Annotated in this window: 19 protein-coding genes; 15 read left to right on the plus strand and 4 right to left on the minus strand. The window is 37.1% G+C overall.

Annotated elements, in window-relative coordinates:
• The first annotated feature begins 120 nt into the window (after nt 1-120).
• The 7 genes from gyrB to ACTJJF_RS16420 all read left to right on the plus strand — a co-directional run bounded on the left by gyrB (nt 121) and on the right by ACTJJF_RS16420 (nt 9,963).
• Nucleotides 121-2,055 (plus strand): DNA topoisomerase (ATP-hydrolyzing) subunit B, encoded by a 1,935-nt coding sequence (gene gyrB, locus ACTJJF_RS16390; RefSeq protein WP_312299552.1) that lies wholly within the window; start codon nt 121-123, stop codon nt 2,053-2,055.
• An 81-nt stretch (nt 2,056-2,136) separates the two neighbouring features.
• The gene (locus ACTJJF_RS16395; protein WP_312299550.1) at nt 2,137-2,559 is read left to right on the plus strand and encodes a DUF5684 domain-containing protein; all 423 of its coding nucleotides are present in this window, start codon (nt 2,137-2,139) and stop codon (nt 2,557-2,559) included.
• Between the two features lie 583 nt (nt 2,560-3,142).
• The gene (locus ACTJJF_RS16400; protein WP_440700325.1) at nt 3,143-5,035 is read left to right on the plus strand and encodes a DUF3857 domain-containing protein; all 1,893 of its coding nucleotides are present in this window, start codon (nt 3,143-3,145) and stop codon (nt 5,033-5,035) included.
• Nucleotides 5,035-6,969, plus strand: coding sequence for a transglutaminase domain-containing protein (locus ACTJJF_RS16405; RefSeq protein ID WP_440700326.1), 1,935 nt, complete (start codon nt 5,035-5,037; stop codon nt 6,967-6,969). The genes ACTJJF_RS16400 and ACTJJF_RS16405 overlap by 1 nt, the downstream gene beginning before the upstream one ends.
• 92 nt (nt 6,970-7,061) lie before the next feature.
• Nucleotides 7,062-7,889, plus strand: a complete 828-nt coding sequence (locus ACTJJF_RS16410; protein WP_440700327.1) for an RsiV family protein — start codon at nt 7,062-7,064, stop codon at nt 7,887-7,889.
• Nucleotides 7,890-7,893: 4 nt separating this feature from the next.
• Entirely contained in the window at nt 7,894-8,784 is an 891-nt protein-coding gene (locus ACTJJF_RS16415) for a diacylglycerol/lipid kinase family protein (protein ID WP_440700328.1), read from the plus strand.
• A gap of 378 nt (nt 8,785-9,162) precedes the next feature.
• Nucleotides 9,163-9,963, plus strand: a complete 801-nt coding sequence (locus ACTJJF_RS16420) for a T9SS type A sorting domain-containing protein (protein ID WP_440700329.1) — start codon at nt 9,163-9,165, stop codon at nt 9,961-9,963.
• Between the two features lie 88 nt (nt 9,964-10,051).
• Here ACTJJF_RS16420 and ACTJJF_RS16425 read toward each other — a convergent pair whose 3' ends face one another.
• Both ACTJJF_RS16425 and ggt read right to left on the minus strand, forming a co-directional pair.
• The gene (locus ACTJJF_RS16425; RefSeq protein ID WP_440700471.1) at nt 10,052-11,332 is read right to left on the minus strand and encodes a dicarboxylate/amino acid:cation symporter; all 1,281 of its coding nucleotides are present in this window, start codon (nt 11,330-11,332) and stop codon (nt 10,052-10,054) included.
• Nucleotides 11,333-11,513: 181 nt separating this feature from the next.
• Nucleotides 11,514-13,202: a gamma-glutamyltransferase gene (gene ggt, locus ACTJJF_RS16430; protein ID WP_440700330.1), complete on the minus strand. Its 1,689-nt coding sequence runs from the start codon at nt 13,200-13,202 to the stop codon at nt 11,514-11,516.
• 230 nt (nt 13,203-13,432) lie between these two features.
• Between ggt and ACTJJF_RS16435 the strand changes: the two genes are divergently transcribed.
• Nucleotides 13,433-14,398 (plus strand): NAD-dependent epimerase/dehydratase family protein, encoded by a 966-nt coding sequence (locus ACTJJF_RS16435; RefSeq protein WP_440700331.1) that lies wholly within the window; start codon nt 13,433-13,435, stop codon nt 14,396-14,398.
• A gap of 84 nt (nt 14,399-14,482) precedes the next feature.
• Entirely contained in the window at nt 14,483-15,235 is a 753-nt protein-coding gene (locus tag ACTJJF_RS16440; RefSeq protein ID WP_440700332.1) for a polysaccharide deacetylase family protein, read from the plus strand.
• A 78-nt stretch (nt 15,236-15,313) separates the two neighbouring features.
• On the opposite strand, the gene ACTJJF_RS16445 is transcribed toward ACTJJF_RS16440, so the two are convergent.
• Nucleotides 15,314-16,519 carry a metallophosphoesterase gene (locus tag ACTJJF_RS16445; RefSeq protein WP_440700333.1) on the minus strand — a complete coding sequence of 402 codons (1,206 nt, stop codon included), beginning with the start codon at nt 16,517-16,519 and terminating at the stop codon, nt 15,314-15,316.
• Between the two features lie 67 nt (nt 16,520-16,586).
• The gene (locus ACTJJF_RS16450) at nt 16,587-17,654 is read right to left on the minus strand and encodes a 3-oxoacyl-ACP synthase III family protein (RefSeq protein ID WP_440700334.1); all 1,068 of its coding nucleotides are present in this window, start codon (nt 17,652-17,654) and stop codon (nt 16,587-16,589) included.
• A gap of 101 nt (nt 17,655-17,755) precedes the next feature.
• Here ACTJJF_RS16450 and ACTJJF_RS16455 point away from each other — a divergent pair, with 101 nt between their 5' ends.
• The 6 genes from ACTJJF_RS16455 (at nt 17,756) to rny (ending at nt 22,374) form a co-directional block, all read left to right on the plus strand.
• A complete protein-coding gene (locus tag ACTJJF_RS16455; protein WP_440700335.1) occupies nt 17,756-18,325 on the plus strand; it encodes a hypothetical protein in 570 nt (189 codons plus the stop codon).
• Nucleotides 18,326-18,328: 3 nt separating this feature from the next.
• Nucleotides 18,329-19,060: a bifunctional demethylmenaquinone methyltransferase/2-methoxy-6-polyprenyl-1,4-benzoquinol methylase UbiE gene (ubiE, locus tag ACTJJF_RS16460; RefSeq protein WP_065397249.1), complete on the plus strand. Its 732-nt coding sequence runs from the start codon at nt 18,329-18,331 to the stop codon at nt 19,058-19,060.
• A 3-nt stretch (nt 19,061-19,063) separates the two neighbouring features.
• Nucleotides 19,064-19,846 (plus strand): porin family protein, encoded by a 783-nt coding sequence (locus ACTJJF_RS16465; RefSeq protein ID WP_065397250.1) that lies wholly within the window; start codon nt 19,064-19,066, stop codon nt 19,844-19,846.
• 138 nt (nt 19,847-19,984) lie between these two features.
• Complete coding sequence (locus ACTJJF_RS16470; protein ID WP_065393881.1) at nt 19,985-20,287, plus strand: hypothetical protein; 303 nt, start codon at nt 19,985-19,987, stop codon at nt 20,285-20,287.
• On the plus strand, nt 20,287-20,574 hold the full coding sequence (locus ACTJJF_RS16475) for a cell division protein ZapA (protein WP_045495179.1): 288 nt from the start codon (nt 20,287-20,289) through the stop codon (nt 20,572-20,574). The genes ACTJJF_RS16470 and ACTJJF_RS16475 overlap by 1 nt, the downstream gene beginning before the upstream one ends.
• A 234-nt stretch (nt 20,575-20,808) precedes the next feature.
• Nucleotides 20,809-22,374, plus strand: coding sequence for a ribonuclease Y (gene rny / locus ACTJJF_RS16480; RefSeq protein WP_312299513.1), 1,566 nt, complete (start codon nt 20,809-20,811; stop codon nt 22,372-22,374).
• The last annotated feature ends 37 nt before the right edge of the window (nt 22,375-22,411 follow it).

The following is a 22,411-nucleotide window of genomic DNA, read 5'->3' on the forward strand; positions in this document are numbered from 1 at the left end:
TTTTCTTTTGTTTTTACTAAGAAAACTCTACATTTTTTTGACACTTTTTAACTTTCATACCTCGAAAAAAATCACGATATTTGTAAGTCTTTGCATAGAGCAGGATTTTTAATATTTAATATGAGTCAAAAACAATATACAGCTAGTAGTATTCAGGCATTGGAAGGAATGGAGCACGTTCGTATGCGTCCTTCAATGTACATTGGTGATGTAGGAGTCAGAGGACTTCACCACTTGGTTTATGAAGTAGTAGATAACTCTATTGACGAGGCATTGGCAGGATTCTGCGACACAATCTTCGTTAGCATCAAGGAAGGAAACGGAATTGAAGTAAGTGATAATGGTAGAGGTATCCCGGTTGATTTTCACGAAAAAGAGCAGAAATCTGCCCTTGAAGTTGTAATGACAAAAATTGGAGCCGGAGGTAAGTTTGATAAAGACTCTTATAAGGTTTCAGGAGGTCTTCACGGAGTAGGGGTTTCGTGTGTGAACGCACTTTCCAACGAGATGATCACTACGGTTTACAGAGACGGAAACGTTTATCAGCAGATTTATTCCAGAGGAAAAGCACAGACAGGTGTTGAAGAAATCGGGCAAAGTGAAAGAAGAGGAACCAAACAGTTTTTTCAGCCGGATGATACCATATTTACAGAGTTAATTTACAATTACGATACATTAGCGAGCCGTTTAAGAGAACTTTCTTACCTGAACAAAGGGATTACGATTACGCTTACCGATGAAAGAGAAAAATTGGAAGACGGATCTTTCCGTTCAGAAGTTTTTCATTCTGAAGGGGGTCTGAAAGAATTTGTTGCTTACATTGACGGTAACCGTGAATCTATTATGGAACACGTGATCTTCATGGAAGGCGAAAGAGATGATATTCCTGTAGAAGTGGCAATGCGTTATAATACTTCTTTCAATGAAAATCTTCACTCTTACGTAAACAATATCAATACCCATGAAGGAGGTACTCACCTGGCAGGTTTCAGAAGAGCTTTAACAAGAACTTTAAAGAAATATGCTGATGAATTGGGACTTCCTGCAAAAGAAAAAGTAGAAATTACAGGTGATGACTTCCGTGAAGGATTAACAGCTGTAGTTTCTGTAAAAGTAATGGAACCTCAGTTTGAAGGGCAAACCAAAACAAAACTAGGTAACTCTGAAGTTTCCGGTGCTGTAGATAAAATTGTAGGGGAAATGCTTACCAACTTCCTGGAAGAGAACCCTAATGAAGCTAAAATCATTGTTCAGAAAGTTGTTTTAGCTGCAAAGGCAAGACAAGCTGCTAAAAAAGCCCGTGAAATGGTTCAGAGAAAATCTCCGATGGGAGGTTCTGGTCTTCCGGGGAAATTATCAGACTGTTCATCAAAAGACCCGGCTGAATCTGAAATCTTCCTTGTAGAGGGAGATTCCGCAGGAGGAACTGCTAAGCAGGGGAGAGACAGACACTTCCAGGCTATTCTACCACTAAGAGGTAAAATTCTGAACGTAGAGAAATCTATGCTTCACAAAGTATATGATAACGAAGAGATCAGAAATATTTATACTGCGCTTGGCGTTTCTGTAGGAACAGAGGAGGATAGCAAGGCATTAAATATGGCAAAACTAAGATACCATAAAATCGTTATCATGACCGATGCCGATATTGATGGTTCTCACATTTCTACGCTGATCCTTACTTTCTTCTTCAGATATATGAAGGAGCTTATTGAGAACGGCTATATCTACATTGCACAGCCACCTTTATATCTGTTAAAAAAAGGAAATAAGAAAATATACGCCTATAACGAAAAAGAACGTGAAGAATTCACTTTGGAAATGTCTCCGGACGGAAAAGGTGTGGAAGTACAACGTTACAAAGGTCTTGGAGAAATGAACCCTGAACAGCTTTGGGAAACAACTCTTAATCCTGAGCACAGAATTCTGAAGCAGGTTACTATTGACAATGCTGTAGAAGCAGACAGTATTTTCTCAATGCTGATGGGAGATGAGGTACCACCAAGAAGAGAGTTCATTGAAAAGAATGCAAAATATGCAAAAATTGATGCATAAACCTTCTTAAAAATATAATAAAAAAGCTTCTGATTATTTAGAAGCTTTTTTTATATTTGGATAAACCAAAAAAACAATAATATGTTAACTCTTTTACAAACAGACCCTTATGAAGGGGTAGATGCGGTTTCAGGTGCAGCCGCAGCAGGACTAGGTATCGGCACAATGATCATGAGCTTACTCGTATATCTGTTCTATGGATATTGTATGTATAAGATCTTCCAGAAAGCAGGAAGACAAGATGCATGGGCAGCTTTTATCCCGATTTATAATCTCATCGTATTGCTTGATATTGTGAAGAAGCCAATCTGGTGGTTTATCTTATTCTGCATTCCTTTGGTAAATATCTTTGCCTGCTGGGTGGTTTATGACAGACTTGCCAAGGGCTTTGGGAAAGAAACACCATTGTATACCATTCTGATTCTCCTTTTCGGATTTATTTTCATTCCGGTGCTCGGACTTGGAAGTGATACCTATGACAGTAAGAGAATTCCAAATGACTAATGAAAAATAAAAAACAAAGGCTTCAGAAATGAAGTCTTTTTTATTGATATAATACGGTAGAATTAATTGTACAATGACTTAGTATTAATTCTACGCTGTTTGAATTACTTGTCTGTTCAATTGTTTTAAATTTGGAGCAAGAGATATATGATAATGATTATCAAAGCGTGAAGCCTTTCAGATAAGCTGCTTCGTATCATCTTTCATTATTTTTGTTTTAAGCCTGTACGGGCAATTTTAGGATAGTACTTTTTAAAGTATTAAAGGGCTCCATGATTTTTGGAGTCTTTTTCTTATATATTTTTTTAACAGTTATTAAGATTTTATTATTTTTGTCTAATTTTAATAACCATGATGAAAATAATATTTCCAGAAGCCTTTTCTTTCGCTTCAACCCACCTTACTCCACTGTTTCCGGAGACTCTCATTAAATAAAAAAACTGATAATAAAAAAACCGATGAAAATCAATTCTAAGATCACTTTGACAGTGAGCTGCCTTGCTGCCAATATGTTTTTTGCGCAGCAGCATCAATTTCTTTCTATACCTGAATTTAACGATGCGGACTTGAAAAAATAACAATTATGATGAAATTTTTAATTTTAGGGGCCCTGTCTACAGCCTCTGTATATTTTGCACAAAGCTATCCTGCTTCTGCAATTCCTGAAAATTTAAAGAAAAATGCTGATGCAGTTATCAGGAAAAACTTTACAACAGCTCAGATCAATAAAATAGATGAAATCGTATACCAGTACAATAAAGTAACTACCGTCCTGAATAAAGATGGAGATTCTAAAGCGGCAATCTATATCCCCTATCAGAAAGGAGATGGGATTTCAAATGTAAAGGTGACCATTTATGATGAAGCCGGCAAAAAAGTAAAGAGCTTTTCAAGGTCTGATTTCAGGGATTTTGCGAATAATTCGAATGGTGTATTTTATTCAGACAATAGAGTTCTGGTATTTCCTTATACTTCTGCTCACTATCCTTACACAGTAGATTTCTCATACGAGCTTACAGATGAAAATACCATTTTTATTCCGGATTTTGAACCGTTTTCTTCTACCAATACCTCTTTGGAAGAAGGTCAGTTTAAAATCATAAATAAATCAGGAATTGAACTTAGAACTAAAAGCTATCCTTCAAAATATAATTATGCGTCGGTAATAGAAAGCGGTAACGGAGCTGAAAAAACATATACCTTTAAAAATGTTCCGGCTATTGAAAATGCTTTATTGACGCCGGATCCGGTGAAAATATTACCTAAAGTAGACTTTTCCCTGGCACAGTTTAACTTAGCAGGAAAAAAAGGATCGTTGAATAACTGGAAAGATTTCGGAGCCTGGTGTTATACCAATCTCATAGAACCTGTTGCTGCCTCTACTCCTGCCATTAGAGCTGAAGTGGCTGCCTTAAAACTGGAAGGATCTACAGAAGACAAAGTCAGAAAACTTTACCAGTACATGCAGTCGAAGACCCGTTATATCTACGTAGGGTTAGGAATCGGAGGGTGGCTTCCTATGCAGCCTGATGAAGTTCACAAAAAAGGGTATGGTGACTGTAAAGGACTTACCAATTACATGAAAGTACTTTTGAATGAGGCAGGTATTCCTTCCACTTATTGTGTGATAAATTCCAATACTTCATCCGTTTCCTTCGATCCTGACTTTCCTTCAATGGGAGGGAATCATGCTATTCTGATGGTTCCTACAGAAAAAGGAAATATATGGCTTGAGAATACTTCCCAGCAAACAGCTTTCAATCACTTAAGTTATCATACAACGGATAGAAACGTATTGGCAATGACCCCGAAAGGAATTGAGCTCGTTAATACTCCTACATATAAAGCGGAAGAGAACAGGGAAAAACAGATACTGAAAATCAATATTAATGAAGATAACAGCATCACAGGAGAAGGAAATTTCTTGTATACAGGAAATCAGTATGATACCAATTTAAGGTTTGTAAATCTTGATCCTAAAGAAAAAAATGATGCCATAAAAAACAGATTCAATGTCTTGAATTTTGAAAAAATTGAAGTGAAAAATTTTAATAATGACAGGAATAAAGCTGTGATCACTTATGATTTAGACTTCAAGACCAATAATTTTTCTAAAAAAGCAGGAAGCAGCATTTTGTTCAGAGCCGTTCCTATTTTGGAAAACGAAGTCTATAAAACGGATGAAAGCCGTGAGCTGCCTTTTGAGATCTGGCAGTCTTATCAGGACGATCATGATATTGCTTTCATTCTTCCTAAGGGATACAAAATTGATGAAATACCCGGAGATTCCAATATCAGTTCCGAATTTGGAAACTATACATTAAGCTTTGTAAAAGATAATGATCAGATAAAAGTAATACGGAAAATACTGATCAATAAAGGAATTTATCCCAAAGATAAATATAACGACTATGTAAACTTCAGAAAGAAGATTATGAATATGGATAATTCGAAAATTTTAATTACGAAAATATAATGATGAAAAAAATAATGGTATTGGTCTTTTGCTCTGCGAATGCCATACTGGTCAGTGCACAGAAATATCAGTTTCTGAATCCCCCTAAATTTAATGATGCGGACCTGTCTAAGGCAAAATCATTACTGGATGAAAACGCCCCTGCTGAAATCCTTTATAAATCTGTACATTTTATGGTGGATACCTCTACAGGAAATCTGAGCAAAAAATATTTTTACAGGGTAAAAATTTATAATAAAGATAAAGCAGAAGACTGGATGAATCTTGAAATCCCTCTTTACAGTTATAATGCCAGCAGGGAATCATTAGGGAAATTCAAAGCTTTTACTTACAATCTGGAAAATGGGAACGTTGTGCCTGTGAAAGTGGAAAAGAGTTCTCAGTATAAAAGCAAAGAAAGTAAATACGTAACGATAACCAAATTTGCATTTCCCAATGTGAAAAACGGCTCAGTGCTGGAGTATCAGTATGAGGTTACCTCTCCCTTTTTGTTCTCAATACCGGAAGTGCTCATAGAAACAGATATCCCTTCCCTGAATACGGAATATGTTCTGGATGCTCCGCTTAATATCGCTTACAATATCAATTATACCGGTGAGGTTCCTCCTAAATACAGGGAAATTGAAGAACGTTTCCTCTACGGAACACAATCCAAGACCTTTAGATTCGGATATGAAAACCTGAAAGGATTTAAAACAGAAAAATGGGTAAGGAATGACAGGAACTTCCGAACGAAAATCAGCGCAGAACTGAACTCTACAAACTTCAGAGAGCTTAAACTATATTCATCTTCCTGGGATCAGATTGGTAAAAGACTTTATCAGGATGAAGATTTTGGAGGCGAGCTGAAAAAAACAAAACTCGCTAAAGAAAACATGCCCGCAGGAATATCGGAGATGAAAACAGATCTCGAGAAAGCCAATGCAGTTTTTTCATACATTCAGAAAACGTTTACCTGGAATAAAGATCGGGGAATTTATCCTGAAGACGGAATCAGAAAAATGCTCGAAAGTAAAGTGGGAAATGCTGCCGAAATCAATCTTTTTCTGGTCATGATGTTGCGTGAAGCAGGACTTAAAGCAGATCCACTTATTATTTCTACCGTAGACAACGGGCTGTTGAACCTGGCGTCTCCCAATGTTTCCAAAATGAATTTTGTGCTGGGTGCAGTAGATATTGACGGGACCCTGCATATTTATGATGCTACCTCCAGACAATCTTCAATAGATGAAATTCCTTTACAGGGCTGGAATCAATATGGCGTTTTAGTTACCAAGACCAAGGCTCAGCTTATTCAGATGAACAATACCAAACCAAGCAATACTTTCCTTGCGGCAGAAGCAAAGATTAACAGTGACGGAAGTATTTCGGGAACCTATTCAGACCGGGATACCGGTGCTTTTGCTATGCTGGCCAAAGACCGTTATGATGATAATGCCGAAAAATATAAGAAAGCCTATAAAGACAATTATGCAATAGATTTTACGGATATTCAGCCGAAAGTACTGGAAAACGGAGAGTTTGAAAGTACGATGAATTTCTCCTCCATGAACCTGATTGACAGGGTAGGGAAGAAAATGATCATCAATCCGATGCTGTTTTTAAGCAGAAACTCCAATGAGTTTGATCAGACTGAGGCCAGAAAATATACGATTGATTTCGGATCTCCTACCACAAGAACAAAAAAGATCACTCTTGAAATTCCGGAAGGTTTTGTGATCGAAGAAATGCCGAAAGAGAAAAAAATCGTAACGGAAGATAAAGAAATAGAATACAGTTATTCGGTTCAGCAAAAAGGAAATAAACTGGAGATTACTTCTGTTACAAAAGTGGGCAGTGCAGATTATCCCAAAGAATATTATTCCGCATTCAAACAAATATGGGGAGTAGCTTCCAAATTTGAAAACCAGGTGATAAGCCTTATCCGGAAGTAATATTTGACATTTCAAAAAAAATAATCACAAAAAAATTAAAAACCATTCATTTTTTGAATGGTTTTTGTATTGGTACCGGAAAAATGAGAATTATGAAAAATACAATAGCTGTTTTGGCACTGTCTTCCTTTCTTGCTGTTACGGCCTGCAAAAAAAATGAAACCCAAGGTACAGTGGCAGAAAAAACAGAAAATAAGCCTTCTGAAGAATTGGTGGTAGACTCTGTAAAAGTAAGTGATTCCACCCGGATCACAGATTCATTAAAAGTCAGGTATACCTCAAAACTGCTGGTTTTTCCTTCTTTAAAAGATAAAAAACTGCTGGACAGTATCTATTTCCAGCATAGTAAAATCAGGGATTTCTCGAAGCCAGGACTTCAGGCTTATCTGAATAAAGAAAAAGCTGATTATTTCAACTCTGTAAAAGAAGACAATAAAGATTGGGTTTCAGATATTACCTATGCTCAGGAATGGTATTCGAGTTCCCATATGAATTTGATGTCTAATATCAACGGATATATGCATATTCAATATACGGGAAGCGGATATGAAGGCGGAGCGCATGATAATTACGGATTTTCAGAAAGAATTTTTGATCTTAAAAACAGCAAAAGACTTGAGCTGAAAGACATCACTTCAATGCCTGAAAATAAAATTGAAGCCATTCTGATGAAGAATATCAATACCATTAACAGCGGAACAATGGATGGTGACGGAGCCGTGAAAAACTCTGAAATGCTGCTGGTGGATAAAATTCCCGCTTCAGATAATTTTTATTTTGATGACAAAAACCTGTATTTCCATTACAGCCCCTATGAAATTGCTGCCTTTGCCGCCGGAGATATTACAATACCTGTTTCCTGGGACGACCTGAAAGGTACATTAAATGCAGAATTTAAAGAAAGAATGAAAATTAAGTAAATTAATGCTTCCAGTTCAGGAAGCATTTTCTATTTTTGCGGTGATGAACAAAGTAGCTTTTATTATCAATCCCTTTTCAGCCAAAAAAAATTATCAGCCGTTTCTGAATGAGCTTAAAACAAAGGTTGAGAATCCGCTGTATTATGTTTCCGAATCGATCCCGGGAACAGATGAGTTTATTCAGACCCATTTTGAGCAAGTGGATATCTTTGTGGCTATTGGGGGAGACGGAACAATTTCTACTGTGGCTAAAAATCTGATCAATACCGATAAAATTCTGGCTATTTTCCCGGCAGGTTCAGGAAACGGATTCTCCAATGAAACCCGTTTCAGTAAAAACCTTGACGAGCTTTTAAACAAAATAAAAGCGAAGAATTCAAGGAAGATTGATACTTTTACTGTCAATGACAGGCTTTCTATCAATGTTTCAGGAACAGGTTTTGATGGCAAAGTGGTTAAAGAGTTTGAAAAAACAAGCAGGGGATTCAAAAACTATATCAAAGTCTCACTGAAGACCTTCTTCAACTATAAACCGATCAAAGTAAAGTTCTTTGATGAAAAATACCAGCAGTATAACGGCAGGTACCTGATGCTGAATATCGCCAATACCCGCCAGTTTGGTAACAACGCTTATATTGCTCCCCAGGCAAGTAAAAGCGATGGATTGGTAGATATGGTTCTGGTGAAAAAATTTCCGCTAACTTACTCAGCACTTTTTGCTTTCAGAATGTTTACCAAGCGTCTGAAAGATGATGAATATGTTACTTACCTTCCGGTTTCCGAGATTTCATTCAAAGTCAATACTAAAAACTGGCATCTGGATGGGGAGTTTAATAAAATTCAGTCCCCGGTGCATGTCAAGGTACAGCCTTCAAGTTTAAATATATTGATATAACGTTTTTACAGTCAAAAAAGACCAGAGAAATTACCTTTTTAAAATAATTGTACAACCTTATGGGATTTTTAGGCCTGTAAGGTTTATTTTTTTAACGTAAATTTTCCATATATTGAAAATAAATGATTGATATTCAGTTAGTAATTGTTGATTTTATCAATGATGTTTATTCTCTTTTTAGGGATAAAATTTAAGGGTTAATATGCAATAACAGCTATTAATAATACATTTGCGAATGGTACTGAATGTTAATATATTAATAAATTGACATATTTTACTGTTTTTTATTTAATTAAATCGACAAATATTTATTGATTATTTCTATTTACTTTGTTTTTGTTGTGAAATGATGATATTTTTATTAATAAAACATTTCCTATGAAAAAATATTACTTTATTCTTGTGCTTTTTATGGGTATTATGATAAAAAGCCAGCTTCTGACCGAAAATTTTGAATCTGCAACATTTCCGCCTACCGGATGGACGGTTCAATCTACCAACACCGCTTTTACCTGGGCATCAACTACCGGTATTTCAGGGACAAAATCCGCTGGAGTGGCCTATGATCCAAACCTTGTGGCTCAGGATGAAAAACTGATCTCTCCATCTCTTAACCTGACCAATGTGTCAAATCCTGTTTTGACCTTTAAATCAAATTTCAATCCCTATTGGTCTATCACACCTAATAATAACTATGATACAGTAGTAAAGGTTTCTACGAACAACGGTGCAACATGGACGCAGATCTGGAGTGAAAGTGACATCACGGTTCCCACACCGGCAGGGTTTGCCACCTACAATATAACAATTCCTTTAACATCTCTGATAGGGCAGGCCAATGTTAAAATAGCCTTTAATTATATCGGGAACGATGGTGCACAATGGAGAATCGATGATATAAGTGTTACAGCAACAACCTTAGGTGTGTCTGAAGATAAACTTAAAAATGATGATCTGTTGGTTTATCCTAACCCTGTAGCAGATTCATTCAAATTAAATATGCCAAAAACTTACGGTAAAAATACAAGCATTGAAATTGTTGATATGACCGGAAAAAGTGTGAAAACTTTTGAGGCAGCCAAAGAATCTTACAATATATCAGATTTACCAAGAGGAATTTACTTTATTGTGATATCAGACAGCAAAAACAAAGTGATGAAAAAAATAGAAAAACGATAAATCTTCATTTCATTAAACTATTAAGAAAAACCGGAGCTTATTTTTATAAACTCCGGTTTTTTATTTTCATAACTTGTACTTAATTTTATTAAACCTCCAGTTTCTTCTCAATTTCAGCAGGATGATTCAGGCAATAGTGAAACTGTTCTTTATCAAGCTGTTTTTCCCAGTTTGCTACCACTACTGTTGCTACAGAGTTACCTATTACATTGGTAAGAGCCCTGCATTCACTCATAAATTTATCGATCCCCAGAATCAGGGTCATGCCTGCAATCGGAATTTCCGGAACTACGGCTAAGGTTGCTGCGAGGGTTACAAATCCGGCTCCGGTAACGCCTGCGGCTCCTTTTGAACTCAACATCGCCACCAGAAGAAGCATCAGCTGTTTTTCAATAGGGAGGTGAATATTTAAAGCCTGTGCAATAAAAAGTGATGCCAGAGTCATATAAATATTGGTCCCGTCGAGATTGAAGGAATATCCGGTAGGTACTACAAGTCCTACGATTGCCCTTGAACAGCCTGCTTTTTCCATTTTTTCCATGATTCCCGGCAGGGCGGATTCTGACGAACTGGTTCCTAAGACAAGGAGCAGCTCTTCTTTAAGGTAAAAAAGAAGTTTAAAAATATTAAAACCGTTATACCATGCCACTGCACCCAGGATAATCACCACAAAAAGGATAGAGGTAATATAAAATGTAGCCACCAGAAAAAGAAGATTCAGTACAGAATGAAGCCCGTATTTTCCGATCGTAAAAGCCATTGCTCCAAAAGCTCCTATAGGCGCAAGCTTCATAAGCATATGAACAATCTTGAATACAGGGGTTGACAGATCCTGAAGAAAATCAGTTACTTTCTGGCTTTTTTCTTTTGTTAAAACCAAAGCCACTCCCATTAAAATAGCCACCAAAAGAACCTGAAGTATATTATCACCCACCAAAGGACTGAATAAAGTTTCCGGGATGATATTCATAATAAAACCCGTAAGTGTAGATTCATGAGCCTTTTCCTGATATTGCGAAACATCACCTGAAAGACTGGCAGGATCTATATTCAGACCATGGCCGGGTTGAAGAATATTTCCTACGAATAAGCCGATAATAAGGGCCAGCGTTGAAAATGTGAAAAAATAGATCATTGCTTTTACGGCAATTCTCCCTACTTTTTTCAGATCTGTCATATGGGCGATCCCTAAGGTAAGGGTGATGAAGATAACCGGAGCGATAATCATTTTGACCAGTTTGATAAACCCATCCCCCAAAGGTTTCATTTTCTCTCCCAGTTCAGGGTAAAATTTTCCAAGAAGAATACCGGCAACTATAGCAATAATCACTTGAAAATAAAGCTGATTGTAGATTTTTTTTGCTTTCAATGCAATGTTTTTTGAAAGCTCGAAATTATGAAATTTTCCTAAAAACATGACAGAAGTCATGCTTTTTTTGAAAATGAGAAAGCTAATGCTGTATTTTTCCTTAGTTTTATTCAGAAAAGTCTAATCATAAAAAAGACCGGAATATTTAAATCCGGTCTTTTATAATAAATTGGGTCTTCAGTTATTCGGTAGCTACAGAGTCATCTCCACGACCGTCTGCTACAGCGTGAATATTTCCTTTGTCATCAATGATAATCATCTCTGTTTTTCCGATGTATTTTGTCTTTTCAATAACATAATTTTTGCTTTTCAGTTCGGCAATCGTACTTTCAGGGAAATTATTTTCTACACTGATCGTTTCCGGAAGCCATTGGTGATGAAATTTTGGTGCATTTACCGACATATTGGCATTCAGTTTAAAATCCACAACATTCACAATAGACTGATAAACGGAAGTAGGGATCGTAGTTCCTCCGGGAGTGCCCACAACCATATAAGGCTTGCCGTTCTTCAGTAGGATTGTTGGAGTCATGGAAGAAAGCATTCTTTTATTAGGCTGGATGGCATTGGCTTCTCCGCCCACAGCGCCAAACATATTGGGGACTCCCGGTTTAATGGAGAAATCATCCATTTCATTATTTAAAAAGAATCCCGCTCCGGAAACTAAAACTTTACTTCCGTAATAGCCGTTAAGGGTAGTTGTTACAGAAGCTGCATTACCATCTTTATCGAGTACGGAAATATGGGTAGTCTGTGTAGATTCCTTAGGTTGCTCAATGATTTTCCCAACTTCCGCACTTGGAGTTGCCTTGTCAAAACTGAAGCTTTTCCATCTGTTTTTCAGGTATTTATCAGAAATGAGATAAGATGTTTTATCCTGAATGAAGTCCGGGTCACCCATATATTCTGCACGGTCTGCAAAAGCTCTTCGCTCTGCTTCCGTCATGACCTGAACCGCTTTTGTTGAATTCTGCTGATATTTTTCAAGATTTTCAAAGCTTGCCATTCTGAGCATCTGAGCCAGAAGAAGTCCGCCACTGGATGGCAAAGGCATAGAAACTACATTGTTTCCTTTGTAATCAAATTCCAAAGCTTTTCTTTCCGCCACTTTATAATTTTTGAGGTCTTCCAGGGTGATGATTCCGTTACCTCTTTTCATTTCAGCAACCAGCAGATCAGCTGTTTTTCCTTCATAAAAACCCTTGGCTCCTGATTTCTGAATCAGTTTTAAAGTTTCTGCCAGATCTTTCTGAACTAAGATATCACCTGCTTTCCATGGAGTGTCTTTGACAAAAATAATAGAAGATTTATTATGCTTCTGGAACTTTTCCCGTTGGCTGTTGAGCATATCCGCTTCCTTGTCTGTGATGGCAAATCCCTGCTCTGCCAGATCAATAGCAGGCTGGATGATTTTTTCCATAGGAAGTTTACAATATTTCAGGGTAGCAAAAAAGCCGGCTACACTTCCGGGAATACCTACTGCCAGTCGTCCGTTTTGGGACAGATCCGTATCTGCTTTTCCTTTTTTATCAAGATACATATCTCTTGAAGCTTTTTTAGGAGCTGTCTCCCGGTAGTCAAGAGTAAACTTTTCACCATTGTTTTTTACCCCTACCAAAAATCCGCCCCCGCCGATATTTCCGGCCTGAGGGTATACTACTGCCAGAGCGTATTGTGTGGCAGTGACTGCATCATAGGCATTTCCGCCCATTCTCATAATTTTCGCCCCCGCCTCACTGGCTAAGGGATGGGCAGATACCACTACACCTTTATTTTTGACCTGTACTTCCTTTACGATATTGAAATCTTTGAACTGAGCCCAGCTCAATTGCCCTGCTAGCAGTACCGAAACGATTAAAATCTTCTTCATATGATTGTTTCTTTACTACAAAATTATTGAATTTTTATATATATTATTGTTGATGATCGTATATATCGTTGATATCTATTTTTATTAACTATAATTGAAATGAGACCATTAACAAAAAAAATAATAAGAACAACTTTATATAAATCTCCTGATCTATTTTTAAATCCACCTTTTCTATTTTGATAAGCATGATTTTTTTACTTTTGTACAATTCTAAAAAAATCTCAAAAATGGAATCCTATACGGAAAGAATACTGATTACAGGTGCGCTGGGACAGATCGGCACCGAACTTACCAACAGACTTGTTGAAATGCATGGAGCGGAAAATGTGGTCGCTTCAGGTTTAGACAGATGGCAGGAAGGCATTACTTCTGCCGGACATTACGAAAGAATGGATGTTACTAATACGCAATTAGTAAGACAGGTGATCAAAGATTACGATATTACTACAGTGTATCATCTGGCTTCACTTTTATCCGGAACTTCAGAAAAGCAGCCTATTTTCGCATGGAAATTAAATCTAGAGCCTCTGCTTCACTTTTGTGAAATGGCGAAAGAGGGGCTTATTAAAAAGATTTTCTGGCCTAGTTCTATCGCTGTATTTGGAAAAGGAATTCCAAAGCATGATGTAGGACAGGATGTGGTCTTGAATCCTACAACTGTTTACGGAATCTCTAAAATGGCAGGGGAGAAGTGGTGTGAATACTATTTCGATAAGCATGGAGTAGACGTAAGAAGTATCAGGTATCCTGGGTTGATCTCCTGGAAGACACCGGCTGGAGGTGGAACTACCGATTATGCAGTTGAGATTTTCTACAAAGCAATTGAAGAAGGAAAGTATACAAGTTTCATTTCTGAAAATACAGGAATGCCGATGTTGTATATGGATGATGCGATCAATGCAACTTTAAAATTAATGGAAGCTCCGAAAGAAAGTCTTACCGTTCGTTCTTCTTACAATTTGGGTGGCATGTCATTTACTCCAAAAGAATTGGCTGAAGAAATCAAGAAAGAAATCCCGGATTTTACCATCGATTACAATCCAGATTTCAGACAGGCGATTGCTGATTCATGGCCGGCTTCCATTGATGATTCTGTAGCTAAAAAAGATTGGGGACTGTCTTACGATTTCGGAATTTCTGAAATGACAAAAGATATGATCAAGAATCTTAAAGTAAAATTAGCTAAGGATTAGTAGTGTAAAGTGATGCTTTAATTAAGTATTGTTTTAACATCTGATTTTTAATATATTATATTTATTATCTAAAATTTAATTTAAATGATATTATTAACTTTTAACATCGTGAATATTGAGGCTGAAGTAAAAAAAGGCTTTCAGATTACTGATGAAGAAAGGCTGAAAATTGCAGAAGATAACACCAGAGCAATTCTCAGGGTTTTAGATATTCATGATATTAAAGCCAGTTTTTTTGTTGAGGTTTCATTCACTGAAAAACTGCAGAATCTTATAAAAGCAATTTCATCCAAAGGGCATGAAATTGCTTTTTATAATAAATGTTCAAAACCGGATGAAATTGAAAATGCCAAAAAGAACATCCAGGATCTTCTGGAAAAACAGATCCGGGGAATTCGTCAGAAAGATGTAAAAGTTCCACAGGAAGAATTGAAGATGATGGAATTTAATTATGTTTCCAATATTGACAATGCGAACATTCTTTTTCCATTCAAGCGTCTGAAAAGGGATACTGAAATTACCGAAGAGGATGGACTGAGTATTGTGCCGGAAAGCATTTCCCCATACAGTCAGCTGCCGTATAATGACTTTGTGTTTCAGATCCTGCCGATGAAGTATTATCAAAGTATGGTTGTAGAGACGCTGCAAAATGAAGAATTTGTCCTGATCTATCTCAACTCATGGCAGTTTACGGATTTTAAAAAATACCGATTTGATGTTCCTTTTTACCGAAGCTTGTTTTCGGGTAAAAAAATGGAGGACAAATTAGATGCCCTCCTTACTTTTATCAACGAGAAAGATATGGCTACTTCCCGTATGAAAGATTATATTTTTTAGGTTGCAGGTGTTAGGTAACAGGTGTGGCGCTATAGTTGTTCTTCCTGTAACATATCTGATTTTGTTTTAAACCTTAAACTAGCTCAATTCAAAAAGTGTAATCTCCGGTAATACACCGACTCTTCCCGGATATCCCAGTACTCCAAACCCTCTGTTGACGTACAATAGTTTTCCTTCGCTTTCGTATAAATCTGCCCATTTCGGGTAACGGTATTGAACCGGTGACCATTTTACATTTTTAAGATCCAGCCCGAACTGCATTCCATGGGTGTGTCCTGAAAGTGTTAAATGGATGTTTCCTGGGTGTTTTTTTACCACATAATCAAAGTGGGTAGGGTCATGGCTCATTAAAATCTTTGTGGCAGATTCAGGTACGCCTTTTAATGCGTCATCAATTCTTCCGAATTGAGGGAAAGGTTTTAGTCCCCAGTTTTCAACGCCCAGAATATATAATTTCTCTCCGTTTTTCTCAATCACTCTATGCTCGTTTCTCAGCATGTCAAAACCGGCTTGCTTTTCATAGTCGATCAGCGTATCCAGGTTTTTCTTTTTAGCATCAAGAGAAGCCCAGGTTACATAATCGGCATAATCGTGGTTTCCAAGAACCGCAAATTTGCCGTCTTTAGCCTTGATTTGTGAAAATAAGGGAATAAACGGTTTGAATTCATCCGCAACATTATTCACCATATCTCCGGTAAACAATACGAGGTCAGGATTTTGTTCGTTGATAAGTTCTACGGCATGCTGCAGTTTGCCCGGATCTGAAAAACTTCCGCTGTGAACATCTGAAATCTGGATGATTTTATAGCCTTTAAAGCTTTCAGGAAGATTGGGAAACTTTACTTTTACCCTTCTTACTTTGTGGCGGTATTTCCCGAAAGTGATCCCATCAATGAAAAGGGCAGATAAAACTCCGCTCATTCCTAATCCGACAAGGCTCAGAAACTTTCTCCTTTCCGGGAAGAAGTTCTCAGACGGTTTGGCAAAGCCGATCAGGTATCCGCCAATACGGACAATATCGTCGATCAGTAAGAATAAGACAATAAAGATTTTAGGTAAAATAAATATCAGGAACAGGGAAATCATGATCTGAGCTCTTACCATACTTCGGTCTGTTCTCTGATAATGAGTGATCTCGTAGGCAAAAACTGCATAGATGATTAAAGATACTGCCCAATAGCCGGTTCTTATCCAGAAATTATCTGTAAGCGTTCTGATGGCCTGATAAATATAGATTTCCAGAAACAGGAAAATACCGGCGGTGATTAAAAGATTTTTTGGCATATTCTGATTTAAAAAAAGCACAAAAGAAGACTTCCTTTGTGCTTTTTTATCTGTTTTTTATAAGTTATTAAGGGAGTCTGTAAACGATAGCATTGATGTTCATTCCGGCACCTACCGAAGTCATTACAATGTTACCTTTATCCTTAAACGTTTGATCTTCCATTTTTCCTTTAATTATTAAATCATACATTGTAGGAATGGTTGCTACAGAAGTGTTGCCAAGGTCCTGAATGGTCATAGGAGAGATCGCATGATCGTACTCTTTTACGTCATAAAGCCTGTGAAGTCTTTCAATCATGGCGTAATCCATTTTAGCGTTAGCCTGGTGAATTAAGATTTTGTCTATATCCTGAATAGAAAGACCTGCATCGGTGATGGTGTCTTTAATGGCAACCGGTACGTTTTTAAGAGCGTATTCGTAGATTTTTCTACCCAACATTCTTACATATAAACGTTTTTGATCTACATTTTTATTGATAGAGGGTTGGTTTTCAAGATAATTCAATTCCGGGCCATTGTCGCAGATGGTGTTGTGAGCAATAATTCCTACATTTTCATCATCGGTTGCTTTTACTACTACAGCTCCTGCACCGTCAGCAAAGATCATTCTGTTTCTGTCGTGCGGATCCGTTACACGGCTTAGTGTTTCTGCTCCGATAACAAGAATGGTTTTGGCAACTTTAGCTTTGATCAGGTTATCAGCTAAAATCATACCTTCCACCCATCCCGGACAACCGAAAATCATGTCATAGGTTACACATTTTCTGTTTTTAATGCCCAGCTTATTCTTTACTCTTGCAGCCATTGTCGGCATGAAATCGGCATATCCGTTTTCTGTAACTTCCCCGAAATTGCTTGCATAAATAATATAATCCAGATCTTCGCCGTCTACTTTTGCGTCCTCAAGGGCAATTTTTGCGGCTTCATACCCGATTTGTGAATTGGAAAGATCGTCCTCAATGAATCTCCTGTTTTCGATTTCTGTAATCTCTACAAATTTCGCAATAGTTTCTTCCACAGGCTTTTCAATCTTTACACCATCCTCTGTGTAGAACTCGGAATTCATGAAGTAATCCCTACCAATAACTCTGTTCGGAATATAAGATCCAGAGCCAATAATGATCGTATTCGGCATTCGTTTATATGATTTTTTTAAAGATGCAAAGTTAATAATTAATATTAATAACGGAGAATTAAAAATATTATTAAATTTGCAAAAATTGTACTTTACAATCTATGAAAAACAATCCGTCCTTAAAAGGCTTACTCATTGCAGTTGTGGCGTTTATCGGTGCCTTTGGGATCTACTTCCTTTTTTTAGCCAAGAAGAATTATTATGTTGTAGATAATCCTACCCCCAATACGTATTACTTTAAAATCAATAACGGTTCAGAAGGAATCATTTCAGCGGGGCAGTACGTGCATGTGGATCTGAACAAAGGGAAAAACTCTATTCAGGTTTTTGATCAGAATAAAAAAATGCTTTATGATTCGGCATTTGAAGTGAATAAACTTCGGGGGCTGCTTAATATTGCCCACCAGGATTACTACGTCAACGAACAGTATTACGGATACAACCTTAAGAAAGATTCGTTGCTGATGGCCCTTGATAAAACCGTGATAGATGGAAAAGATTATTACGGAGGAGCAAAACGCTTCAACAAGCTTTACACAGAAGACTTTTATTACAATGTAGATGAAGATTACGATAAGGTAATCAAAAACATTCAGAAAGTGGAATCGAGATCTAAGATCTTCAGAAAGCAGGATTACCTAAATTATTATAAAGAATATTACAAGTTTTAAGTTTTGACAAAAGATATCACCAAAGTTACTCCCTACAATTCAGAGGCTACAAAAAAGAGCCAGGTAGAGGATATGTTCGACAACATTGCACCTAAGTATGACCTTCTGAACCATGTTTTATCCATGAAAATTGATGTTTTATGGAGAAATAAACTGGTAAGATGGATGAAAAATGATCAACCGCAGGAAGTGCTGGATGTGGCTACAGGAACGGGAGATCTGGCCATTACCATTGAAAAAGGAACCGGTTCTAAAGTAGTTGGTTTAGATTTATCACAACAAATGCTGAATGTTGGCGTTATTAAAATAAAAAAACTTAAATTAGACGGCAAAATTTCAATGCAAAAAGGAGATGCAGAAAATTTACCTTTCGAGGACAATAGATTTGATGCTGTTTCCGTTGCATTTGGAGTGAGGAATTTTGAAAACCTTACCAAAGGTTTGGCAGAATTAAGAAGAGTAGTTAAAGATAACAAAAGTGTTTATATACTGGAGTTTTCAAAGGTTGAGGGTTTCATGGGGCCATTCTATATGTTTTATTTCAAAAACATATTACCTGCAATAGGCAGGCTGGTTTCTAAAGATAATAGGGCGTATACATACCTTCCGGATTCTGTAAATGCTTTTCCTTTCGGGGAGAAGATGAAGCAAATTCTTTTAGATACGGGATTTAAGAAAGTAGAATATAAAAAACTAAGTTTAGGTATAGCCACAATTTATAAAGCAACAAAGTAACCTATGAATAAATTTCTATTAAAAGCACTGGTTTTAACCTCAGTAAATGTTGCCATTTTTGCAAATGCGCAATTCAGAACCCGAAACAGAATGGATAAGTTGGAAGATTTCGACGAACAGAAATTCAGCTGGGGGTTTTATTTGAACGGGAACAGACTGGACTACCGCATCGTCTTGCATCCGAGATACGGAATGAGCGATAATCAAAACCTTGTTACCTCTAAAGAAAGTTACAGTTTCGGTGCCGGGCTTATTGCAAAATGGAGACTGAACGACTATCTTGATGTGAGATTAGAACCGGGTTTACAGTTTGCACAAAGACAGTTGACTTTTAATACGCAATCTAATGACATCTATGCCGGCGGATCTTTAACAAATCCTCCTTTCATGCCGATTCCGTTGCAGGAAAAAGACAAAGTAAGAGAAATTAAATCTACTTTGGTTGATATTCCTGTTCTTTTGGAACTTCACGGGCAGAGATGGTACAATTCAAGGCCTTACGTTGCTGCTGGGGTAAACTACGTTGTAAACCTTCAGTCTAATGCAACTTCTACTGATGATAACCAGCAGGGAATTTTCAGATCAACCACGCACAACTTTGCATGGTCTGCTGAAATGGGAATTCAGTTTTATTTCAACAAATTTAAACTGACTCCGGCGGTTAGAGGAACTTTCTTCATGAACAATGAAAAAGTGGCTGATAATGCGAATACACCTCCTTACTGGGCATCTGCAGTATCTACATTGCAGACGAGAGCTGTGATGTTCGTTCTGAAATTCGAATAAAAAATATTTCATTAAAAATATAACGGAGGTGCATTAGCACCTCCTTTTTTGTTGTTATATCAAAATATAGAGTGTTTTATTTTTGTTAGTGTTATTATTTTTTTATTTTTGCTTTTAGTTAGAATATACAAACCTGAAATGCTTCAAGATTTAGAAAACAATTTTTCAGAATTAGAGAGAAAAATTTCGACTCTGCAAAAGAACTATAAAAGTCTTACAGAAAACTTAGCAGAATTAAATATTGAGCATGAAGAGTTGAAGAAGAAGTATGATGAGGAAAGAAGAAGAAATCAGGTATTAGCAGAAGAACAAAAAAATATAAAACTTTATTCAGCAATATCAGGAAATCCTGAACACAATAGATTAATGAAGAACCATATCAACAGATTGGTAAAAGAAATTGATTTCTGTATTGCTCAGCTTCAAAACAGTGGATTATAATGGAGGTAAGGAGAATAACCGTCAACATTGCAGGAAGAGTATATCCGCTGAACGTACCGGCAGCAGAGGAAGAAACTTTGCGTAAAGTAGGGAAGCAGATAGAGAATATGATTAAAGATTTTGAACAGAACTTCGATGTAAGAGATAAACAGGATGCTTTGGCAATGTGTGCCCTGAAACTGGGAACCAATGCAGAAGTAGTATCTCTTAACTACGAGAAAAATATTAATTCTACCAACGAAAGATTACAACAGATCAATCAGTCGTTGAATGAAATCGGGAAATAGATTTTTTTTCCTGAAAACTACTGCCTACAATAATTCTAACACATTAAAGGTAAACTCAACGCTAAACAATTACCGAACAAATGTCCATTGAATGGCGTGCCGGTTCTCCGGATTACAGACAATGGAAATCAGTTCAAATCGTGTTGATTAGGAGTTTACTCTCAATCTCTGAATTGTTGTGGGCTTTTTTATTTTTAACAAGGATATGAATACAATTAAAACTCAATATACATTATGATAGAAGTTATAGTAGGTGTTGTTTGTTTGGTAATCGGGGCCGCAGTGGGAATGTTTTTTTCCAGAAGCTCTCTGAATACTAAAGCAAAATTCATCATAGATGATGCCAAGAAAAATGCCGAAAACCTTATAGAAAAAGCTAACGTACAGGCTGAATCCATAAAGAAAGAAAAGAACCTTCAGGCTAAAGAAAAATTCCTGGAACTGAAATCACAGCATGATGCAGACATCCAGTCCCGTGAAAAGAAAATGCAGGAGGTTGAGAAAAGAACTAAAGACAAGGAACATAAGCTGAATGACGAGCTTAGCAAGATAGGAAAGCTAGAAAAAGATCTGGATAAGCAGATTGCAGACTATTCTAAAAAGAATGAAATTCTGGAAAAGAAACAGCAGGAGCTGGATACGGCAACTGCCAAAAAAGTTGAAATTCTTGAGAAAATCTCAAATTATACTGCTGACGAAGCTAAGGCTGAATTGGTAGAAACAATGAGAGCTGAAGCTAAAACAAGAGCCCAGGCACACGTTCAGAGCATCATGGAAGAAGCTCAGATGAACGCTAAGAATGAAGCGAGAAAAATTGTTATCCAAACGATCCAGAGAATCGGAACCGAGCAGGCTATCGAAAACTCAGTATCTGTTTTCAATATTGAATCTGATGAAGTAAAAGGTAGAATCATTGGTAGAGAGGGTAGAAATATCCGTGCTTTAGAAGCCGTAACAGGAGTAGAGATCATTGTTGATGATACTCCGGAAGCAATTCTTCTTTCATGTTTTGACCCTGTAAGAAGAGAAATTGCAAGATTATCCCTTCACAGACTGGTAACGGATGGTAGAATTCACCCGGCAAGAATTGAAGAAGTGGTTGAGAAAACCAGAAAACAAATCGAAGAAGAAATCATTGAAGTAGGAAAGAGAACGATCATTGATTTAGGAATCCACGGGTTACATCCTGAGCTGATCAAGATTGTTGGTAGAATGAAATACCGTTCTTCTTACGGACAAAACTTACTACAGCACTCAAGAGAAGTTGCCAATATTGCTGCAACGATGGCTGCTGAATTAGGTCTGAATGTAAAACTAGCCAAAAGAGCAGGTCTTTTACACGATATCGGTAAAGTTCCTGAGCAGGAATCGGAATTGCCACACGCATTATTAGGAATGCAGTGGGCTGAGAAATACGGTGAAAACCCTGAAGTAGTAAATGCTATCGGAGCTCACCACGACGAAATTGAAATGAAGTCTTTATTGTCTCCGATCATTCAGGTAGCCGATGCCATTTCAGGAGCAAGACCGGGAGCAAGAAGACAGGTATTGGAATCTTATATCCAGAGACTGAAAGATCTTGAATCTGCTGCATTAAGCTTCGACGGTGTGTCCAGCGCTTATGCAATCCAGGCAGGTAGAGAACTGAGAGTAATGGTAGAGAGCGGAAAAGTAAATGATGAAGTAGCGTCTCAGTTATCTTACGACATTTCTGAAAAGATCCAGAATGAACTGACATATCCGGGACAGGTAAAAGTAACGGTAATTAGAGAAACAAGAGCCGTGAATATTGCAAGATAATAATCACATTAAGATATTTAATAAAAACCTTTCAAGA

This window comes from Chryseobacterium sp. 22458, from assembly GCF_052044975.1.
In the GTDB taxonomy this organism is placed as follows: domain Bacteria; phylum Bacteroidota; class Bacteroidia; order Flavobacteriales; family Weeksellaceae; genus Chryseobacterium.